General features: G+C 69.9%; 18 protein-coding genes and 2 tRNA genes. 10 read left to right on the forward strand and 10 right to left on the reverse strand.

All coding sequences use genetic code 11. The features are described 5' to 3' along the window. Positions 1–23: 23 nt before the first annotated feature. Positions 24–347: a DMT family transporter gene (locus ACWGDB_RS34655; RefSeq protein ID WP_369273302.1), complete on the forward strand. Its 324-nt coding sequence runs from the start codon at positions 24–26 to the stop codon at positions 345–347. Between the two features lie 18 nt (positions 348–365). On the opposite strand, the gene ACWGDB_RS34660 is transcribed toward ACWGDB_RS34655, so the two are convergent. Further along, on the reverse strand, positions 366–974 hold the full coding sequence (locus ACWGDB_RS34660; protein ID WP_453826093.1) for a TetR/AcrR family transcriptional regulator: 609 nt from the start codon (positions 972–974) through the stop codon (positions 366–368). Positions 975–1,154: 180 nt separating this feature from the next. Between ACWGDB_RS34660 and hisN the strand changes: the two genes are divergently transcribed. Beyond that, the gene (hisN, locus tag ACWGDB_RS34665; RefSeq protein ID WP_453826094.1) at positions 1,155–1,955 is read left to right on the forward strand and encodes a histidinol-phosphatase; all 801 of its coding nucleotides are present in this window, start codon (positions 1,155–1,157) and stop codon (positions 1,953–1,955) included. A 112-nt stretch (positions 1,956–2,067) separates the two neighbouring features. Further along, a complete protein-coding gene (locus ACWGDB_RS34670; RefSeq protein WP_383602999.1) occupies positions 2,068–2,460 on the forward strand; it encodes a CBS domain-containing protein in 393 nt (130 codons plus the stop codon). Between the two features lie 75 nt (positions 2,461–2,535). Here the strand turns inward: ACWGDB_RS34670 and ACWGDB_RS34675 are convergent, their stop codons facing one another. Continuing rightward, positions 2,536–3,990: a catalase gene (locus ACWGDB_RS34675; RefSeq protein WP_453826095.1), complete on the reverse strand. Its 1,455-nt coding sequence runs from the start codon at positions 3,988–3,990 to the stop codon at positions 2,536–2,538. Positions 3,991–4,144: 154 nt separating this feature from the next. On the opposite strand from ACWGDB_RS34675, the gene ACWGDB_RS34680 reads away from it, so the two are divergent. From ACWGDB_RS34680 to ACWGDB_RS34695, 4 genes are all read left to right on the forward strand, one after another. Next, positions 4,145–4,561, forward strand: coding sequence for a Fur family transcriptional regulator (locus ACWGDB_RS34680; RefSeq protein ID WP_383603004.1), 417 nt, complete (start codon positions 4,145–4,147; stop codon positions 4,559–4,561). A gap of 187 nt (positions 4,562–4,748) precedes the next feature. Beyond that, a complete protein-coding gene (locus ACWGDB_RS34685) occupies positions 4,749–5,543 on the forward strand; it encodes an ABC transporter ATP-binding protein (RefSeq protein WP_453826096.1) in 795 nt (264 codons plus the stop codon). Continuing rightward, positions 5,540–6,403: an ABC transporter permease gene (locus ACWGDB_RS34690; RefSeq protein WP_453826097.1), complete on the forward strand. Its 864-nt coding sequence runs from the start codon at positions 5,540–5,542 to the stop codon at positions 6,401–6,403. The genes ACWGDB_RS34685 and ACWGDB_RS34690 overlap by 4 nt, the downstream gene beginning before the upstream one ends. Further along, a complete protein-coding gene (locus tag ACWGDB_RS34695) occupies positions 6,400–7,548 on the forward strand; it encodes an ABC transporter substrate-binding protein (RefSeq protein WP_453826098.1) in 1,149 nt (382 codons plus the stop codon). Before ACWGDB_RS34690 ends, ACWGDB_RS34695 begins: the two co-directional genes overlap by 4 nt. 59 nt (positions 7,549–7,607) lie before the next feature. Here ACWGDB_RS34695 and ACWGDB_RS34700 read toward each other — a convergent pair. The 4 genes from ACWGDB_RS34700 to ACWGDB_RS34715 form a co-directional block, all read right to left on the reverse strand. After that, a tRNA-Met gene (locus ACWGDB_RS34700) sits at positions 7,608–7,681 on the reverse strand. Positions 7,682–7,961: 280 nt separating this feature from the next. Further along, a complete protein-coding gene (locus tag ACWGDB_RS34705; protein ID WP_453826099.1) occupies positions 7,962–9,893 on the reverse strand; it encodes a tetratricopeptide repeat protein in 1,932 nt (643 codons plus the stop codon). 237 nt (positions 9,894–10,130) lie between these two features. After that, positions 10,131–10,204: transfer RNA gene (locus ACWGDB_RS34710), tRNA-Met, on the reverse strand. A 57-nt stretch (positions 10,205–10,261) separates the two neighbouring features. Continuing rightward, entirely contained in the window at positions 10,262–13,222 is a 2,961-nt protein-coding gene (locus ACWGDB_RS34715; RefSeq protein ID WP_453826119.1) for a UPF0182 family membrane protein, read from the reverse strand. A gap of 164 nt (positions 13,223–13,386) precedes the next feature. Here ACWGDB_RS34715 and ACWGDB_RS34720 point away from each other — a divergent pair, with 164 nt between their 5' ends. Beyond that, positions 13,387–13,929 carry a PPA1309 family protein gene (locus ACWGDB_RS34720; protein ID WP_383603018.1) on the forward strand — a complete coding sequence of 181 codons (543 nt, stop codon included), beginning with the start codon at positions 13,387–13,389 and terminating at the stop codon, positions 13,927–13,929. 94 nt (positions 13,930–14,023) lie between these two features. Here the strand turns inward: ACWGDB_RS34720 and ACWGDB_RS34725 are convergent, their stop codons facing one another. From ACWGDB_RS34725 to ACWGDB_RS34740, 4 genes are all read right to left on the reverse strand, one after another. Then, positions 14,024–15,121, reverse strand: coding sequence for a YlbL family protein (locus ACWGDB_RS34725; protein WP_453826100.1), 1,098 nt, complete (start codon positions 15,119–15,121; stop codon positions 14,024–14,026). A gap of 62 nt (positions 15,122–15,183) precedes the next feature. Further along, on the reverse strand, positions 15,184–15,351 hold the full coding sequence (locus ACWGDB_RS34730) for a hypothetical protein (RefSeq protein WP_383603023.1): 168 nt from the start codon (positions 15,349–15,351) through the stop codon (positions 15,184–15,186). A gap of 140 nt (positions 15,352–15,491) precedes the next feature. Further along, positions 15,492–15,953, reverse strand: coding sequence for a molybdenum cofactor biosynthesis protein MoaE (locus tag ACWGDB_RS34735; RefSeq protein WP_453826101.1), 462 nt, complete (start codon positions 15,951–15,953; stop codon positions 15,492–15,494). 88 nt (positions 15,954–16,041) lie between these two features. After that, positions 16,042–17,160, reverse strand: coding sequence for an SDR family oxidoreductase (locus tag ACWGDB_RS34740; RefSeq protein ID WP_328423660.1), 1,119 nt, complete (start codon positions 17,158–17,160; stop codon positions 16,042–16,044). 193 nt (positions 17,161–17,353) lie between these two features. On the opposite strand from ACWGDB_RS34740, the gene ACWGDB_RS34745 reads away from it, so the two are divergent. Then, complete coding sequence (locus tag ACWGDB_RS34745) at positions 17,354–18,817, forward strand: zinc-dependent metalloprotease (protein WP_453826102.1); 1,464 nt, start codon at positions 17,354–17,356, stop codon at positions 18,815–18,817. After that, complete coding sequence (locus tag ACWGDB_RS34750; RefSeq protein ID WP_453826103.1) at positions 18,814–19,335, forward strand: NUDIX hydrolase; 522 nt, start codon at positions 18,814–18,816, stop codon at positions 19,333–19,335. The genes ACWGDB_RS34745 and ACWGDB_RS34750 overlap by 4 nt, the downstream gene beginning before the upstream one ends. Positions 19,336–19,366: the final 31 nt, after the last annotated feature.

Here is a 19,366-nt window from a genome sequence, read left to right on the forward strand (position 1 = left end):
GCGGGGATACGGGAGGACAGCACATGGCGTGGCTGCTGGTCATCGTGGCGGGGCTGCTCGAAACCGGGTTCGCCGTCTGCCTGAAGCTGTCGCACGGCTTCAGCCGCCTGTGGCCGACGGTCGCGTTCTGCGTCTTCGCCCTCGGCAGTTTCGGACTGCTGACGCTGGCACTGAGGAAGCTGGACGTGGGACCGGCGTACGCGGTGTGGACGGGGATCGGGGCGGCGGGTACGGCGATCTACGGGATGATCTTCCTCGGTGACATCGTGTCGACGCTGAAGATCGTGTCGATCAGCCTGGTCATCGTGGGGGTCGTCGGTCTGCAGCTGTCCGGCTCGGCGCACTGAGCCCGGTTCCTGCTGCGGTCAGCTCGCCAACTGCCGGTGCAGCGCGCTGCGTACGAGGTCGGTGACGCCGCCCTCGCCGGGTGGCGCGGCGACGCAGGACAGGGCCAGCCTGACGGCGAGTTCGCAGGAGCGGGCGAGGTCGGCCGTGTCGGACTTGTTGACGCCGGGGCCGGTGAGGACCGCCACGGCACGGTCGCGCACCATGCCCACGAAGTCGCCGGGTGACGGAAGCGGTCCGTCGGCCCGCCGCTGGGCCGGCACGGCGGAGGAGGACGGGACCGCGGACAGGGTCGGCGAGGGCAGCCGCTCGCTCCAGCAGCCGGTGAGCATGGCGCGGACGAGGGCGTTGCCGCGGGCTATTCCGGCGGTCCACTCCGCGGTGGCGGTGAGCCGCTCGCGGGCGTCGCCGGGGGTGGCGAGGGCGCGTTCGACGCCGGCGAGGTACCCGTCGGCCTCTCGCCTCACCAGTGCGCGGGCCAGGCCTTCCTTGCTCCCGAACTCGTTGTACAGCGTCTGCCGGGACACGCCGGCCGCGGAGGCCACGTCCACCATCCGCACGGCAGACCACGGCCTGCGCGCCAGCGCCGTGTAAGCGGCGTCCAGCAGGGATTCCCGCGCTGCAGGCATCATCGCCTCCCTGGGAGGAGCGGCTCTGCGCCCAGATTTGACGCGCACGGCGGCACTGTCAAGGGTTCGCGAGGGCACGCGGGGGCGCCATTCGGTCGGGGTGCGCGGGCTCTCGGCCCGGCGACTTGATCCACCGGGCCCTGTAGCCCCAGCCCGACCACGACAGATAGCGTTCGTTCCATGCCGGACTACCTCGACGATCTCCGCCTCGCCCACGTCCTCGCGGACGCCGCCGACGCCGCGACCATGGACCGCTTCAAGGCACTCGACCTCAAGGTCGAGACCAAGCCGGACATGACCCCGGTGAGCGAGGCCGACAAGGCCGCCGAGGACCTCATCCGCGGACAGCTCCAGCGCGCCCGCCCGAGAGACGCGGTCCTCGGAGAGGAGTACGGCGTCGAGGGCACCGGCCCCCGCCGCTGGGTGATCGACCCGATCGACGGCACCAAGAACTACGTACGCGGCGTCCCGGTCTGGGCCACCCTGATCTCCCTGACGGAGGCCTCGGAGGGCGGCTACCAGCCGGTCGTGGGCCTCGTCTCCGCCCCCGCCCTCGGCCGCCGCTGGTGGGCCGCCAAGGGACACGGCGCGTTCACGGGCCGCAGCCTGTCCTCCGCGTCCCGCCTGCGCGTCTCCCGCGTCTCGAAACTGACGGACGCCTCGTTCGCGTACTCCTCACTCAGCGGCTGGGAGGAGCAGGGGCGCCTCGACGGCTTCCTCGACCTCACGCGCGAGGTGTGGCGCACGCGCGCGTACGGCGACTTCTGGCCGTACATGATGGTCGCCGAGGGCTCGGTGGACCTGTGCGCCGAACCCGAACTGTCCCTGTGGGACATGGCCGCCACCGCGATCGTCGTGACCGAGGCAGGCGGCACCTTCACCGGCCTCGACGGCCGCCCCGGCCCCCACAGCGGCAACGCGGCCGCCTCGAACGGCCTGCTGCACGACGAGCTTCTGGGGTATCTCAACGCCCGCTACTGAGCGCCCCCTTGTTGACCCCCTCTTTACCTGTCACTCTGAGAGTCCCCCCACTTGTGAATTTGTGAAGCAATGAACAAACGGTGCGGGGGCACTTCAGGAGGTGGCTCCATCCATGCTCGTACGTGACGCCATGAGCACCGTGGTCCTCACCATCGGCCCCACCCACACCCTTCGCCAGGCTGCCGCGCTGATGTCCGCTCGCCGGATCGGCGCGGCCGTGGTCCACGACCCCGATGCCGGCGGTATCGGCATCCTCACCGAACGTGACATCCTCAACTCCGTCGGCCTCGGACAGAACCCGGACGCCGAGCGCGCCCACGACCACACCACCAACAACGTCGTGTTCGCGGCCCCGTCATGGACCCTGGAGGAGGCGGCCCGCGCCATGGCGCACGGCGGCTTCCGGCATCTGATCGTCCTGGACCACGAGGAACCCGTGGGCATCGTCTCGGTCCGCGACATCATCCGCTGCTGGGCACCCGCACGGCAGCACGTGCCCGCCTAGAACGCCGGATGGGCCGGACCCCCGAAGGGGCCCGGCCCACCGGCCACGGCAAGCGGTCCAGTGCTGGTTGTCGTTTCAGCCGCGCAGGGCCTGGACCGCGGCCTCCAGCCGCTTGCCGAAGTCCTCGTCGGCCTGACGGAAGTTGCCGATCGCCCGCTCGGCGATGTCCTCGCGCGAGACCTGCGCGAGGGCACCCGCCAGGTTGGCGATCAGGCGCTCCCTCTCGTCCTCCGACATCAGGCGGTAGAGGTTGCCCGCCTGCACGAAGTCGTCGTCCTCGGCATGCACGGGCGCCTCGTGGTTGCCCGTGCCGGCCGTGAAGCCGGCGAACGGCTGCCACAGCGGACGGCCGGTCTGCGCCGGGCCGCCGAAGCTGTTCGGCTCATAGTTCTTCGCACCGCCGTGGCGGCCGTCGTACAGGAAGCCGTCGCGGGAGTTGGTACGCGCCTCGGTGGCGTGCGGGCGGTTCACCGGCAGGTGGTCGGCGTTGATGCCGACGCGGTAGCGGTGGGCGTCGCCATACGCGAAGAGGCGGCCCTGGAGCATCTTGTCCGGGGACGGACCGATGCCCGGCACGAAGTGGGCGGGGCTGAAGATCGACTGCTCGACCTCGGCGAAGACGTTCTGCGGGTTGCGGTTGAGCTCCAGCCTGCCGATCTCGATCGGCGGGTAGTCCTCGTGCGGCCACACCTTGGTGAGGTCGAACGGGTTGAAGCGGTACGTCGCCGCGTCCGCCGCCGGCATGATCTGCACCTGCACGGTCCAGCTCGGGAACTCACCGCGCTCGATGGCCTGGCGCAGGTCACGCTGATGGGAGTCGGGATCCTCACCGGCGAGCCCGTTCGCCTCGGCCTGGGTGAGGTTCCTGATCCCCTGGTCGGTCTTGAAGTGGTACTTGACCCAGAAGACCTCGCCGGCCTCGTTGTTCCACTGATAGGTGTGCGAACCGTAGCCGTTCATGTGGCGGTACGACGCCGGGATGCCGCGGTCACCGAACAGCCAGGTCACCTGGTGCGTCGATTCGGGCGACAGACTCCAGAAGTCCCAGACGTTGTCCGCCTCCTGGCTTCCCGTGTACGGGTCGCGCTTCTGGGTGTGGATGAAGTCCGGGAACTTGATGGCGTCCTTGATGAAGAACACCGGGGTGTTGTTGCCGACGAGGTCGTAGTTGCCCTCCTCGGTGTAGAACTTCAGCGCCCAGCCGCGCGGGTCGCGCACGGCGTCCGCCGCGCCGAGGCTGCCGGCCACCGTCGAGAAGCGCAGGAACGTCTCCGTCCGCTTGCCGACCTCGGAAAGGAACGCGGCGCGCGTGTACGGGGTGAGATCGGCGGTCACCGTGAAGGTGCCGTAGGCGCCGGCGCCGCGGGCGTGCACCACCCGCTCCGGGATGCGCTCCCGGTTGAAGTGGGCGAGCTTCTCCAGCAGGAGCTGGTCCTGGACGAGGACCGGGCCGCCTGCGCCCGCGGTCTCGCTGTTCTGGTTGTCGGCAACCGGAGCACCGGCCTCCGTCGTGAGCGGTCCCTGGGTCACGTGCGCCTCCTGCGTTGGTACGAGCGACTCCGGCCGCTCCTGTCCCGTGAGCCAAAGTCGATCTCGATCCTATCTTGGACTTTGTCCAAGTCAAGCCAAGCTCCAAAGTCACATCCATTCGGAAGCTGGTCCTCCTGCTGTTAAGGTGTTCTGCATGAGTGACCTTCTGGAACGGCTGCGCGGCCGCGGATGGCGGATGACCGCGCAGCGGCGTGTCGTGGCCGAGGTGCTCGCCGGCGATCACGTCCACCTGACGGCCGACGAGGTGCACGCCCGGGCCGTCGCCAAGCTGCCCGAGATCTCCCGGGCGACCGTCTACAACACGCTGGGCGAGCTGGTCACCCTCGGCGAGGTGCTCGAGGTCTCCACCGACAAGCGCGCGAAGCGGTACGACCCGAACGCCCACCGGCCCCACCACCACCTGGTCTGCGCCCAGTGCGGCTCCATCCGGGACGTCCACCCGACGGGCAACCCGATGGCCGACCTCCCCGACTCCGAGCGCTTCGGCTTCACGGTCTCGGACGTCGAGGTGACGTACCGCGGCCTCTGCCCGAACTGCACCAAGGCCTAGCGGTCACCCCCTGAGCCCCGGCACCGGTGAGTGCCGGGGCTTTGCGCTGCCCGCTCACACACGCTTTCCGAAGCGGACGGGGTTTCTGAATCTGACGGGTTTCCGAATCTGACGGGTCGTCATATGGTCAACGGCATCCCCCATGCATCACCCACACGTCCGTTCCGCACTCCGCGAGGAGACCGAAGTGGGAGAGCCGTATCCGCAGCATCCGTCGAATCCACCGAGCACCGCACTCAAGGCCCGTGACCTCACCCGCGCCTTCGGCCGAACCCCCCACACGGTCGACGCTCTCGGCCCCCTCGATCTGACCGTCGCCCCCGGCGAGTTCGTCTGTGTCGTCGGCCCCTCCGGCTGCGGCAAGTCGACGCTGCTGCGCATCGCCGCCGGCCTGCTCCGCCCGAGCACGGGCACCCTGGAGATCCGTACGTCCAGCAGCCGCCCGGCCGCCATGATCTTCCAGGACTACGGCATCTACGACTGGAAGACCGTCCGCGCGAACGTCCGCTTCGGCCTGGACATCCAACGTGTCCCGCGCCGCGAGGCGAACGCCCGTGCCGACGACTGGCTGGCCCGCATGGGCCTGTCGGACTTCGCGGCCGCCTACCCGGCCACCCTCTCCGGCGGCATGCGCCAGCGCGTGGCGATCGCGCGGGCGCTGGCCGTGGAGCCCGAACTGCTGCTGATGGACGAGCCGTTCGCGGCGCTCGACGCCCAGCTCCGCACGATCCTCCAGGACGAACTCCTGGACATCACCCAGTCGCTGCGGACCACCACGCTCTTCATCACCCACAGCCTGGAGGAGGCGATCGTCCTCGGCGACCGGGTACTGGTCATGTCCGCCCGCCCGGGTCGGATCATCGCCGAACACCGCCCGCCGTTCGCGCGCCCGCGCACCGGCGACATCCGCGCCGCCCCCGAGTTCACCGCGCTGAAGAGCGAGTTGTGGGACCTGCTGCGCAAGGAGGCGGTGCCGGCATGACGACACTCGCGAAGCCGCCCGCCGAGTCGGTCCTGGTCCGCCGCCCCGGCCCACAGGAACTGCACCCCGCCCGCACCCACCGCCGCAGGCGCGCCCTGGAGCTGTCGCTGGCGCTCACCGTCCCTCTCTTCCTCCTCCTGCTGTGGCAACTGGCCGCGTCCCAGGCCTGGATCGACGACCGCGTCTACCCGGCCCCCTCCACGATCCTCGCCGACGGCTGGGACCGGGCGGCGGCCGGCGACCTGTGGCCGGACGTGTGGGCGACGCTGAAACGCGTCCTGGCGGGATACGCGGTGGGCACGGCGGCGGGCTACGCCCTGGGCCTGCTGATGGGTTCCCTGTCTCTGATACGAGCGGCCCTGGAACCACTCCTGGACGCCCTGTACGTCGTACCGAAGCTGGCCCTGCTCCCCATCTTCCTGAACATGTTCGGCCTGGGCGAGGGCCCGCAGGTGGCTCTGGTCGCGGCCACGGTGTTCTTCTTCGTCTGGATCTCCACCATGTCCGCCGTCATGTCCATCCCCACCGGCCACCGCGACGCGGGCCAGGTCTTCGGCGCCTCGCCGTGGCAGATGTTCCGCCATGTCCTGCTGCCCGCCTCCCTCCCCGCCGTCCTGGTGGGCGCGCGTATCGCGGCGGGCGTGGCGGTCCTGGTCATCGTCGCGTCGGAGCAGATCGCCGCGACGAACGGCCTGGGCCATCTGATCTTCGATTCACGCGCCCTGTTCCAGAACGACGTGATGTTCGTAGGCATCGTCTGCGTCGCGATCCTCGGGGTTCTCTTCTCCGAACTGATCCGCTTCGCCGGCCGCCTGCTCACCCCCTGGGCACCGAGGGACCGCGGAAGGGGCCAGTCATGAAGCGGAGGACCACGCACGCATACGGCGCCGTCATCGCCGCCGCGGCACTGCTCGCGTCGGCGGCCTGCTCGTCCCCGTACGAGTCGGACTCCTCCTCGAACGAGGGCGCCGGACAACGCACCATCCGCCCGGTGGAGGGCTGCGGGGAGAAATCCTGGACGGACCCGAAGGACCTCTCCCCGACCCGAACCCCGGCCCGCTGCCTCCCGGGCGCCCCTCTCCCACAGCCCGTCCCCGAGCCCCGCAAACTCACGATCGCGACCGGGACGCTGAGCGCCGAGTACGTCGCTCCTCTGCAAGTCGCTCTCGACAAGGGCGAGTTCAAGAAGGAGGGCCTGGACGTCACGCTGAAGGTCCTGCCGACCCCGGACGCGCTCCCGCTGCTGGCCAAGGGGGACATCGACGCCCTCTGGGCGGCCCCGGAGGCGGCAGTCATGAACGGCGTCAAGGGCGGCTTCGACATCAAGTGGGTCGCCGGGAACTTCTCGCCCGACCCGAAGTCGAAGAGCGGCCTGTGGGTGCGCCTGAAGAAGGGCGAGAGCGCGAGCCGCGTCGCCATGGCCGGCCGCAAGCTGGGCACCATGATCGGCAAGGGCTCGGTCATCGCGTACCCCATGGAGAAGGCCCTGGAACAGCACGGCGGCGGCCTCGCCGACATCCAGTACCAGCAACTGGGCTCGGCCGACGTCCTCACGGCCCTGCAGAACGGCGGCGTCGACTCGGCCTGGCTCCTGGACCCGGTCTGGCGCAAGGTGGACGGCGAGCGGGGCTACGCCTTCCTGGGCGGTCAGCCACCGGGCGAACCACTGGGCGGCATGCTGTACGGCCGCACACTGCTGCAGGACGACGTGGACGCGGGAGTGGCCCTGATCCGTGCCTACATCCGCACGGTGAACACCTACTTCGCGTCGGACTACAAGCAGGATGCGACCTTCGTCACCTACCTCGCCAAAATCCTGAAGTCGGACGAGTCCATCCTGCGATCCACCCCACCACTGCGCATGGACTGGGAAATCCGCGCCGATACGACGGCCCGCCTGCAGTCGGCGTACAAGGCACAGGAGGTGGCGGAGGGAGACGCCCTCCCGGAGTCCCGGACGGTGAACCGGGCCCTGTACGAGGAGGCGGTGGGCCGCGCACCCTGATACACCCCGGAATACACCTAGGGCCGGGACCCTTTCGGATCCCGGCCCTAGGCCTTCAGTAGCGGGGACAGGATTTGAACCTGCGACCTCTGGGTTATGAGCCCAGCGAGCTACCGAGCTGCTCCACCCCGCGTCGGTGAACTGAACATTACGTCAAGCATGCGGACAGAGGCAAATCGCTTGTCGAGGGGCCGGCCCCAGGGGTCTGGGTCCCTTTCCATACCGGCCCGGCATCCCAGCCCGTCCGGCGTTTGAGGACGAGGCCGTTCAGGCCGACAGCGGGGTCTTCGGGCGGCAGCCCCCAGGTACGGGACGGGTAGGGGCGGCGGGGGCGAAACTCCCCGAGGACAACCCCAACGCCGGACACCCGAAAACGACCCCGCTCCAACGATCCGCCCAAGCTCAGCGCAGCGTCACGCCGAGAGCTCCTCCCGCAGAGCGTCCCGCAACCGGCCCGCCCGCTCCGCAACCTCCCGCGGCCCAAGCGTCACGGCCCGGTCAGCCCACCGCTTCCCCTCCGCCAGCTCGCCACGACGCGCGTAGACCAGAGCGAGCCGCAAAGCCGACCGCCCGTGCCCGGCGTCGGCCGCCCGCGTCCACCACACGGCCGCCTCCGGCTCGCTGCCCTCCCGGGCCAGCAGCAGCCCGAGATTGAACGCGCCGTTGCGAGACCCGGCCTCCGCGGCAGCCCGGTACCACCGGGCCGCCTCCACGACATCGCCCCGGGCCGCGGCGAGCATGCCCACCCGCACCTGGGCGCGCCGATGCCCCTGAGAGGCCGCCCGCTCGTACCACTCCTCGCATTCGGTCTTCTCGTGCGCCGGCTCCCCCAGCTCATGCGCAGGCTCCGGCGGGCGCCGCGCATCCAGCACGGTCGCCAGCCGGTACGCGGCCTCCGCACTGCCGCCCCCGGCCGCACAGCGCAGATGCCGCTCCGCGGCGAGCTCGTCCCCGTCCCGCAGCCGCGCGATGCCGACCTGCAGCGCCGCCTCCGTGTGACCGGCCGCCGCGGCACGCTCGTACCACCGCAGCGCGGCCCGCTCCTCGCCCCGCCCGGCGTGCAGGATCCCCAGGTTGAACGCGGCGTCCACGCTCCCGGCCTCCGCGGCCTTGGAGAACCACGGCTCGGCGCCCAGCGCGTCCCCGCCCTGCAGCAGCAGGATCGCCAGCGCGTTGGCCGCCTCGCGGTGCCCGGCGTACGCCGCACGCCGGTACCACTGCTCGGCCTGCGCGGTACGCCCCTGCTCGGCGCAGAGCAGCCCGAGGTTGTACGCGCCGTTCACGTCGCCGGCGTCCATCGCGGCCCGGTACCACCGCTCGGCGGTCTGCGTCTGGCCACGCTCGGCGTGCAGCGCGCCCAGCGCGTTCGCCGCGTTGCCGTCGCCGTCCTGGGCGGCCCGCAGCCACCACACGGCGGCGCTCTCGGTGTCCCCCGCGTCCCGCAGCAGGAACCCGAGCGCGCAGGCTGCCCGCGCCTCCCCGTCCTTGGCGGACGTCAGATACCAGCGCCCGGCCTCCTTGAGCTCCCCGCGCTTCTCGAGGATCGCCCCGAGGTGCAGCGCGGCCCGGCGGTGACCGCGCGCGGCGGCCTGCCGGTACCACTGCTCGGCCTCCGCCGGCAGTGACTCGTCCGGCGCGACACCGTTGTCGAGTTCGTCCTCCCCCGCCCGCACCGCCTGCCGGTCGAGCGCGCGCGCCAGTCGGTACGCCGCCTCCCGGTGCCCGCGCTCCGCCGCGGCCCGCATCCACTGCTCGGCCGCCCCGTCGCCGCGGTGCTCCAGCAGATCGGCGAGTGCGTAGGCGCCCAGCGCGTGTCCCTGCTCGGCGGACTGCCGCAGCCAGTACTCGGATGCGGGCTCGTCGCCCCGCTCGCGGTGATGCCGTCCCAGCGCGTGCGCGGCGGCGGCCGACCCGGCGACGGCGGCGATCCGCCACCACCCGGCGGCCTCGTCGGCGTATCCGCGCTGATGAAGAAGAACTCCCAGATTGTTGGCTGCGGCCCGGTCCCCGGCTGCGGTGGCGGCACGCAGATGAGCCTCGGCGCCGTCAAGGTCACCGCGGCGCAGCAGCATGGCCCCGAGGACGCTCATCGCCTCGACATCCCCGCCCTCGGCGGCGAGCCGCTGCCGCGCCTCCTCGGCGGCGTCCCCGGTCTCGTCCTGGTCCGTCGGCCGGTCGAGCGCGAACTCGCCGTCCGACTGTGTGAGGTCACTCACCTGCTGCGAGAGGCCGCCCATCGGCTGCGAGGCACCGTCCGTGGACCGCACAAAATCGCCCGTCGGCTGCACAAAGTCGGCAGGCTGCACAAACCGCCCTGTCTCCAACAGAGTTGCCTTGTCCCCCATAACGTCCATCGTCGCACCACCTGCAACCTGGGTACACCTGGTATACCGCAGCCAGTGAGGTCACTTCAGCGTTTTGTCGACATGCCCACAGAGAGACAAGTCAAACACAGTTCCCCCAACTCCCCGAGGCGGCGCGACCGTCCAGCCTTGCGGCACATGCGTTCGCACACGACGAAGGCCCGGATCCTCAAGAGGATCCGGGCCTTCGCTGTCGTACGAAATATTCGCCGACTTCAGTAGCGGGGACAGGATTTGAACCTGCGACCTCTGGGTTATGAGCCCAGCGAGCTACCGAGCTGCTCCACCCCGCGCCGTTGTTCTGCAACTGTATCACGGCGCGGGGTGGGCTATTCGATCAGCCGTCGTCCCTAAGTGCCGCTGGGACTGCTGCTCGGCTTCGGACTGGAACTCGGACTCGCACCGCCGCCTCCGCCGCCACCGCCGGAGCCGCCGGTCTTGTCGGCCTGCGCCTGTGCCTCCTCGGCCCGCTTCAGCGCATCCTCGAGATCCTTCTGCGCCGTGCCGTAGGCCTCCCAGTCGTTCTTCTTGAGAGCTTCCTGGCCGGCCTCGAAGGCATCCTGGGCGTCGTTCAGCGCCTCTTGGACCGTCGGGTTGGTGGACGTCGGCGGAGGCGTCGTGCCGCCGCCCTCGTCCTCACCCTCGTCCGGTGGCTGGGTGGTCGGGCCCTCCGCTCCGAAGACCTTGTTGAGGGCTTCACCGAGCGTGTCCTCGAAGGCGGTGGTGCCGCCGTAGGACACCAACACCTTCCGCAGCAGCGGGTACTTGAGTCCGCCACCACGCACATAGACCGGCTCCACGTAGAGCAGTCCACCGTCGAGCGGGACCGCCAGCAGGTTGCCGTACTCGACCTCCGAGTCGCCGCCTCTCAGCAGCCTGATCGTCTCGGCGATGTTCTGCTCGGAGTTGAACTGACTCTGGACCTGACTGGGCCCGTTGACCGTGGTGTTGGTCGGCAGTTTCAGAATTCTGATCTTGCCGTAGTCACTGGTGCCCGCCTCTGCGTCGACCGCCATGAAGGCGCTGAGGTTGTCCCGGCCGTTCGGCGTCAACGTCGTCGTCAGCGAGAACGCCTGTGCCTTCTGGTCCGGCATCTTCATGCTCAGGTAGTACGGCGGCACCGCGCTGCCCGACTTGTTGGTCGGGTCGTCCGGCACCTGCCAGACCTCGCTGCCGCTGAGGAACGTCGTGGCGTCCTTCACGTGGTAGCGGGTGAGCAGCTCGCGCTGGACCTTGAACAGGTCCTGCGGGTAGCGCAGATGGTCCATCAGCGACTTCGAGATCTCGCTCTTCGGCTTCACCGTGTCCGGGAACGCCTTCATCCAGGTCTTGAGGACCGGGTCCTTGGTGTCCCACTGGAAGAGCTTGACCTCGCCGGTGTAGGCGTCGACCGTCGCCTTCACCGAGTTGCGGATGTAGTTGACCTGGTTCTGCTGGGCCACCACCGCCCGCTGGTTGTTGCTCGCCGTCAGCGAGTCGGCCGTCGTGTCACCGAGCGTCGTACGCGAGGAGTACGGGTAGCCGTTCGTCGTCGTGTACGCGTCGACGATCCACTGGATACGGCCGTCGACGACCGCCGGATAGGCGTCACCGTCGATGGTCAGCCACGGGGCGACCGCCTCGACGCGCTCCTTGGGCGTGCGGTTGTACAGGATGCGCGAACCGTCGCCGATCGCACCGGAGTACAGGATCTGCGGCTCTCCGAACGCCACCGCGTACGCGGCCCGGTTGACCGGGTTGGAGAGACTGACCCCGCTGTCGGCCTTGTAGCTGTAGGTCTTCTCACCGCTGTCGTCGGAGTAGTCGATCTCCTTCTGGGGACCGCCGACGATCGAGTACATCGTGGTCTTCTCGCCGTAGTAGACCCGCTGCTCGTACGTCCCGAGGTCTCCCTTGGACGGCAGGTCGGACTCGGTGAAGTCCGGTCGGCCCTGGGAGTCGGCGGCGGTGCCCTCGGCGGCGACCACACCGTATCCGTGGGTGTAACGGAAGTGGTCGTTGATCCAGTTGCGCTTCGGGATGCCGTTGAGGTTGATCTCGCGCAGACCGATGACCGTGTCCTGGTCCTTGCCGTCCTTGGCGTACCGGTCGACGTCCAGGTTGGTCGGGAACGCGTAGTAGTTCCTGATCTGCTGGAGCTGCTGGAACGTGGGCGACACGATGTTCGGGTCCAGGATGCGGATGCTCGCCGTGGCGTCCACGTCGTCGCGCAGCTTGGTCTTGTCCTCGGTCTTGCTCGTGCCCGGGTACTCGGTGACCTTGGTGCCGTCGATGCCGTACGCGTCGCGCGTCGCCTTGAGGTTCTTCTCGACGTACGGCGCTTCCTTGGCCTGCTCGTTGGGCTGGACCTGGAACTTCTGGACTATCGCCGGGTACAGGCCGCCGATGAGGATCGCCGAGAGCACCATCAGGCCGAAGCCGATGACGGGCAACTGCCACGTGCGCCGCCACAGCGTGGCGAAGAACAGCAGCGCGCAGATGACGGCGATGCAGAACAGGATCGTCTTGGCCGGCAGATAGGCGTTGGCGTCGACGTACCGGAGGCCGGTCCAGTTGTCGGTCGCCTTGAAGTCACTGGACTTCACCGCGAGCCCGTACCGGTCGAGCCAGTACGCGACGGCCTTCAGGGCGACGAAGATGCCGATGAGGACCGACAGATGGCCGGTGGCCGCGGCCGTGGCACGCGCGCCCGGGCTGGTGATGCGCAGCCCGCCGTACAGGTAGTGGGTGAGCGCGGCGGCGATCACGGAGAGGATCGCGGCGGCGAAGCCGAAGCCGAGCAGGAACCGGTACCAGGGCAGGTCGAAGGCGTAGAAGCCGACGTCGAGGTGGAACTGCGGGTCCTTCTCGCCGAAGGGCACGCCATTGACCCACATCAGCCAGGTCCGCCACTGGCTGGAGGCGGAGGCGCCGGCGATCAGGCCGACCAGCGCGGTGATCGCCAGCAGCAGCCACTTCTTGTAGGGCGCGATGCCCATGCGGTAGCGGTCGAGGCTCTGCTGCTCCATCGACATGGCGCTCAGCGGCGGACGCAGCCGGTGCGCCAGCCAGATGTTGAACCCGACCGCGAGGGCCATCAACAGACCGAAGACGAAGAAGAGTCCGATCTTCGTCCACAGCGTGGTCGTGAACACCGAGGAGTAGTTCACCGACCGGTACCAGAGCCAGTCCGTCCAGAAGCCCGCGAACATGGTGAAGGCCATGCCGAGGACGGCGAGGACGCCCAGTGTCATGAGCAGCGTCCGGACACGCCGGGACGGGCGGCCCACTCTGATCCGTGGCCCGGTCGGGCCTCCGCCGCGGTCCGGCATCTGGAAAGCCAAGGTTCGCACCCCGAGGTTCGCTGTTGATCCGTCAGGCCCGCGTCTTCGTGGACCCGCCGTGGCCCCCCGTGATCGTGGGCCCACACCTATGCAACTTACTCACCCTTTACTCAGTTCCCGATTCCGGCCGGGAACGAGGCAGGATTGTGACCATGTCCAACACTCCCATGGCGGCGAGCCCGCTGACCCGGGCCGTTCTCGAGATCGACGAGTACGCCTCCGGCCTCGGCTGGGACCAGCCCGCCCGCCTCTTCGCCCTCGTAGACACCGCACGGCTGCGGGCCCAGGAACCCGGCCTCGCCGCCCAGCTCGGCCTGGGGGACGAGCAGGAGTCCTCCGGCCTGACCCCGATCGAGCAGGACGAAATTGAAACGGGCAAGGCGCTCGATGAGTTCCTTGCCACGATCGCCTGGCCCGACGCGGTGGCCGGCTGCGCGCTCACGGTCGAGCGTCTCATGTTGCCCCCGTCCGCCGAGACGCAGGTCCCGCAGGGCCTGAGCGAGGCCAAGCTCGCGAAGTGGGTGGCGGACCACCCCGAGCGCCAGGAGGTCCGCATGACGGTCGCGGTGCTGCGCGACGGCGCCCGCGAATCGGCCCTGCGCCTGCGCGAGAAGGACACCCCGACGGAGGTCCTCACCGGCCCGGACCTGATTCCGGGACTCGCGGAGGCCCTGGCGGCCACGTTCGCGGACTGAGGTCCTCCGGTACGGCGGACGGGGGTCCGGTACGGCAGTGGGGGCGCCCCCGGAAGGGAAGGGCGCCCCCACTGCCGTACTCGAGGTTCGTCGCTCAGTCCCTGGTCGTGCACTTCGGCAGGTCGGCCGTGTCGCCGGAGCGGATGTCCTTCAGGGCGCCGAGGGCATCGTCGATGGTGCCGACCTTGACCAGGGTGAGCCCGCTCGGGACGTCACGGGCGGCCGTCGCGCAGTTGTCGGCCGGGGTGAGGAAGTACTGGGCGCCCTTGTCGCGCGCGCCGACGGTCTTCATCTCGATGCCGCCGATGGGGCCGACCTTGCCGGCGTCGTCGATGGTGCCGGTGCCGGCGACGAACTTGCCGCCGGTCAGGCTGCCCGGGGTGAGCTTGTCGTAGAGCCCGAGCGCGAACATCAGACCGGCGCTGGGGCCGCCGACGTCGGCGAGCTTGATGTCGATGGTGAACGGGAAGGTGTGGTCGGTCCCGGCGGAAATCCCTACGACAGCGCGCTTCTCGCCGCTGTCGTCGGACTCGGCGGTCCGGATCGTGATCTTCTCGGTCTTCGTCGGCGTCCGGCGCTCCTTCTCGGCGGCGGCCTGCTCCTTGGCCGGCACGATCGTGAAGACGACGTCCTGGCCCGGCTTGTGCTTGGTCACCAGCTCGGCGACGTCGGCGGGCTCCTTCACCGTCGTACCGTCGACGGACTTGATGACGTCACCGGCGTGCAGCTTGCCCTCGGCAGGCGTCGCCTTGACCACGGTCGAGACGATCACCCAGCTCTGCACCGGGATGTCCAGTGCCTCCAGGGCGGCGACCTTGGCGCTCTCCTGGGACTGGCTGAACTCCTCGGCGTTCTCCTGGGTGGACTGCTCCTCGGTCTTGCCGTCCGGGTAGAGGGTGTCGTGCGGCACGACCTTGTTGTCATGCGCCAGCCACCCGTAGACGGCCTCCACGAGGTTCATCCTGTAGTCGGCGCTGGTGACCCGGACGGTGGTCATGTTGAGGTGGCCGGTCGTCGGGTAGGTCTTGCGACCGTTGACCTGCAGCACCGGCTCGCCGTCATGATCGCCGAGGGTGTTCACCGTCGGCCCGGGCGACATCTCCGCGTACGGCACGGGGATGAAGACTCCCGCGCACAGGAGCGCGATCAGCATCAGGGTTGAGGCGAGCATCGTCGCGGTGCGGCGTGGCATGCCAAGACAGTACGTGACACGCCTGTCAGTGCCCCGTCAGGGCCGTAAACCCGCCCCCGCGATCACGTGCGCGAGGAGGCCTTCTTCTCCATGGCCTCGCGGAACCGGGCATACCCGTCGAGCTCCGGCCCGTCGCCCCGTGCCTTGCGGGTCCGGTTGGCCCAACTGCCCCACAGGCCGGCGCCGACCGCAGCCGCGAGCGGAATCAACAACCAGGCGAGTGCCGCCATGCCGTCCTCCCATCCCCAATGAGCGACCGCAACTGACTGATCAGCAGATTAACCGCTGGCACTGACAACGCTCACGTCAGGGGTGCGGTTACGCAACCGGAGTGAGGTGGACGGGTTCCGACGGACCGTCCGGGGACGGTTCAGCAGGCGCCGACCCATTCCTCGGTGCCGTCGGAGAACTTCTGGTGCTTCCAGATCGGCACCTCGTGCTTGAGGTCGTCGATCAGCTTCCGGCACGCCTCGAAGGCCTCTCCGCGATGCGGACAGGACACGGCGACGACGACGGCGAGGTCCCCGACCCTGAGGTCTCCGACCCGGTGCACGGCCGCGAGCGCCCGCACCGGATACTCGGCGACGACCTTCTCGGCGACGCGCCGCATCTCGGCCTCGGCGCTCGGGTGGCAGGAGTACCCGAGCTCGTCGACGTCGGCACCCCCGTCGTGGTTGCGCACGGTCCCGGCGAAGAGCGCGAGGCCGCCGGCGGCGTCGTCCCCCACTAGCCGGAAGACCTCGTCCACGGAGAGCGGCGTATCGCGGACGGCGAGCAGCTTGATGGGGTCCTGCGCGGCCTGCTCACCGGGGTGATCATGGGTGGGTGCCATGCCCCCATCGTGCCCCAGGTCACCGGCACCGGGGAATTGCCGATTCGCCCGGCACACGCGCGTGCAGGTTTGGAGGGTCGTACGGACCTCAGATCCGCCGCCGGGCCTTCCGAGCCCTGCGCACCACCGCCGCCGCGCCCAGCAGGGCCACCGTCGCTCCCGCGGCGCCCGCCGCCGTGGCGTCCTTGCGCCCGAGCCGTCGCCCGGCGACCGTGTGCCTGCCGGAGACCTCTTCCAGCAGCTCCGCGAGCACTTCCTCGTTGGTCCACTGCGGCCGCCACCCGGCGTCATGGAGCCGGCTCCCGCTCACGACCCAGGGATACATCGTGTACGCCAGGTCTCCGGCCGGGGAGGGCGTCAGTCCGATCCGGTGCAGCCGGGCCGCCGCGCCCAGCGCGACCGCCGACGGCAGCTCCATACGGCGGATCCCGCTGAGCTCCTCGACCTCTTCCTGCTCCAGCCAGCCGTCACAGCCGACGGCGAGTTCCCCGTCGACCTTCTCCAGGACGGCGTACTCAAGAGCGCTGCACAGGTCCTCGACATGGCAGAACTGCCAGGCAGGCCGGGACCCGGCGACGACGAGCAGCCGCGGGGACTCGAAGTACCTGGTCAACGCGGTGTCCGTACCGCCCACGAGTACCGCGGGCCGGACCACGGTCACATTGAGTCCGGGGTGGGCCCGGGGTGCCCTTCGCGCGAGGCGCTCGATCTCCAGCAGATCCCCGACCCCGGTGGCCTCCGCCGTCGCCCGCAGCTCGGCGTCCTCGGACAGCGGCAGCTCGTTCTCCGGCAGCGCCCCGTAGACCATCGCGGAGGTGCACAGCACGACCCGGTGGATCCCGGCCGCCGCCGCGGCCGTCAGAACGGTCTGCGTCCCCCGAACGTTGTATGCCGTCCGGGCGGCGGAATCCGTCTCCAGATCAAGGTCGAGCGCCAGGTGTACGACCACGTCGGCGCCCCGCAGCTTGTCCGCGATGGCCGGGTCCCGCACGTCCAGGATGTGCCACTGCGCCGCCGCGCACTCGCCGCGCCGCTCGTCGATCGCGATGACTTGCTTGACCTCGTCCGACGCGACCAGCCGCTCGGTGAGCAGGGCACCGATGCCGGACGCGGCACCGGTCACCGCGACGACGGGGCCGCGCACGCCGCGCGCGGGAGGGGTTGACTGGTTTCGCGCTGCGCGAACCTGCGGATCAGGGGAACTCACCGGGCGTCTCCAGCGGTTGTCTTCAGTACGGACGCGAGTGACGCGTACGAACCAGGTGGCATCCATCCTGCCGCAGGCCAAGAGTCGGCGAAGCACCGAGGCCCGAACGGCTCGCGGTGTCTACGCTGGGTGGTGTTATCGGGCAGTCGCGCCGCCGGTGCCAAACCGGTGGCCTTACCAGCCGAGGAATCCCGTGAGTGACACCCCATTCGGATTCGGCCTTCCGCCGGAGGAGCCGGACGACGGCGACGAGGGCAAGAAGAAGGACCAGCAGAGCGGTGGTGGTCAGGGCCCGGCCAACCCGTTCGGTTTCGGCGGGCTGCCCGGAGCCGGCGGCTTCGGTGGCACCGGTGCCGACAATCCGTTCGCTGCCATGTTCGGTTCCCTGAACCCCACCGACCTGGGCGCCGCGTTCCAGCAGCTGGGTCAGATGCTCTCCTACGAGGGCGGCCCGGTGAACTGGGACATGGCCAAGCAGATCGCCCGCCAGACGGTCTCCCAGGGCACCGCGGACGGCACGAAGGACGCGAGCGTCGGCCCCGCCGAGCGCAACGCGGTTCAGGAAGCCGTCCGCCTGGCCGACCTGTGGCTCGACGACGCGACGGCGCTGCCGTCCGGCGCGGGCTCCGCGGTGGCGTGGTCCCGCGCGGAGTGGGTCGAGGCGACCCTGCCCGCGTGGCAGGAGCTCGTCGACCCGGTGGCCGAGCGCGTCGGCACCGCCATGGGTGACGTCCTGCCGGAGGAGATGCAGGCCATGGCCGGCCCGCTGATCGGCATGATGCGCTCGATGGGCGGCGCCATGTTCGGCACGCAGATCGGGCAGGCCGTAGGCGTGCTCGCGGGCGAGGTCGTCGGCTCCACCGACATCGGTCTGCCGCTCGGCCCCGTGGGCAAGGCCGCCCTGCTGCCGATCAACATCGAGACGTTCGGCAAGGACCTGGGCGTACCGAAGGAGGAGGTGCGGCTGTACATCGCCCTGCGCGAGGCGGCCCACCAGCGCCTCTTCGCGCACGTGCCATGGCTGCGCTCGCACCTGTTCGGCGCGGTCGACGGCTACGCGCGCGGGATCAAGGTCGACACGGCCAAGCTGGAGGACGTGGTCGGCCAGTTCGACCCGCAGAATCCGGAGCAGCTGCAGGACGCCCTCCAGCAGGGCATGTTCCAGCCGGAGGACACTCCGGAGCAGAAGGCGGCTCTGGCCCGTCTGGAGACCGCTCTGGCGCTCGTCGAGGGCTGGGTCGACGCGGTGGTCCACGCGGCCGCGAAGCCTCGCCTGTCGTCCGCTGACGCCCTGCGTGAGACGCTGCGGCGCCGGCGTGCCTCGGGCGGCCCGGCGGAGCAGACGTTCGCCACTCTGATCGGCCTGGAACTGCGCCCGCGCCGTCTGCGCGACGCCTCCCGCCTGTGGGCCTCGCTCACGGACGCGCGCGGTGTCGACGGCCGTGACGCCGTGTGGGCCCACCCGGACATGCTGCCGACGGCCTCCGACCTGGACGACCCGGACGGCTTCGTGCACCGCGAGCAGATCGACTTCTCCGAGCTGGACAAGATGCTCGGCGAGGCGGCGCACGGCTCGACCGGGAAGCCGGACCTGAAGAAGGACGACGACACCAAGGGCGACGCCCGCGGTGACTCCAAGGACGACGACACCGAGTGAGCCTGTACGACGACGCGGTCCTCGTGCTGAAGGGCTACGAGGACCAGCCGGACCTGCGCCAGACCTATCTGGAGCATCTGGAGGCCCATCCGGACGGAATGTGGAAGGCCTGCGTGGAGGGGCACATCACTGCGAGCGCGCTGGTGATCGACCCCTCGCGCGGGCGCGTGCTGCTGACCCTGCACAAGAAGTTGCGCATGTGGCTGCAGATGGGCGGCCACTGCGAGCCGGCCGACGACACGCTGGCCGCGGCCGCCCTGCGCGAGGCGAACGAGGAGTCGGGCATCGCGGGGCTGACCCTGCTGCCCGGCGGTCCCGTCCGACTGGACCGGCACACCACCCCGTGCGCCTGGCACCTCGACGTCCAGTACGCGGCGCTGGCTCCGACCGGAGCCATGGAGGCGATCAGCGACGAGTCCCTCGACCTGCGGTGGTTCGCCTACGACGAGGTGGCGGACGTGGCGGACGAGTCGGTCGTACGACTGCTGGAAGCGACGCGCGCGAGGCTCGCCGCCTGAGTCGGCTCCGAACCATGCGTAAGGGGTGACC

The organism is Streptomyces sp. NPDC055013 (genome assembly GCF_053608645.1).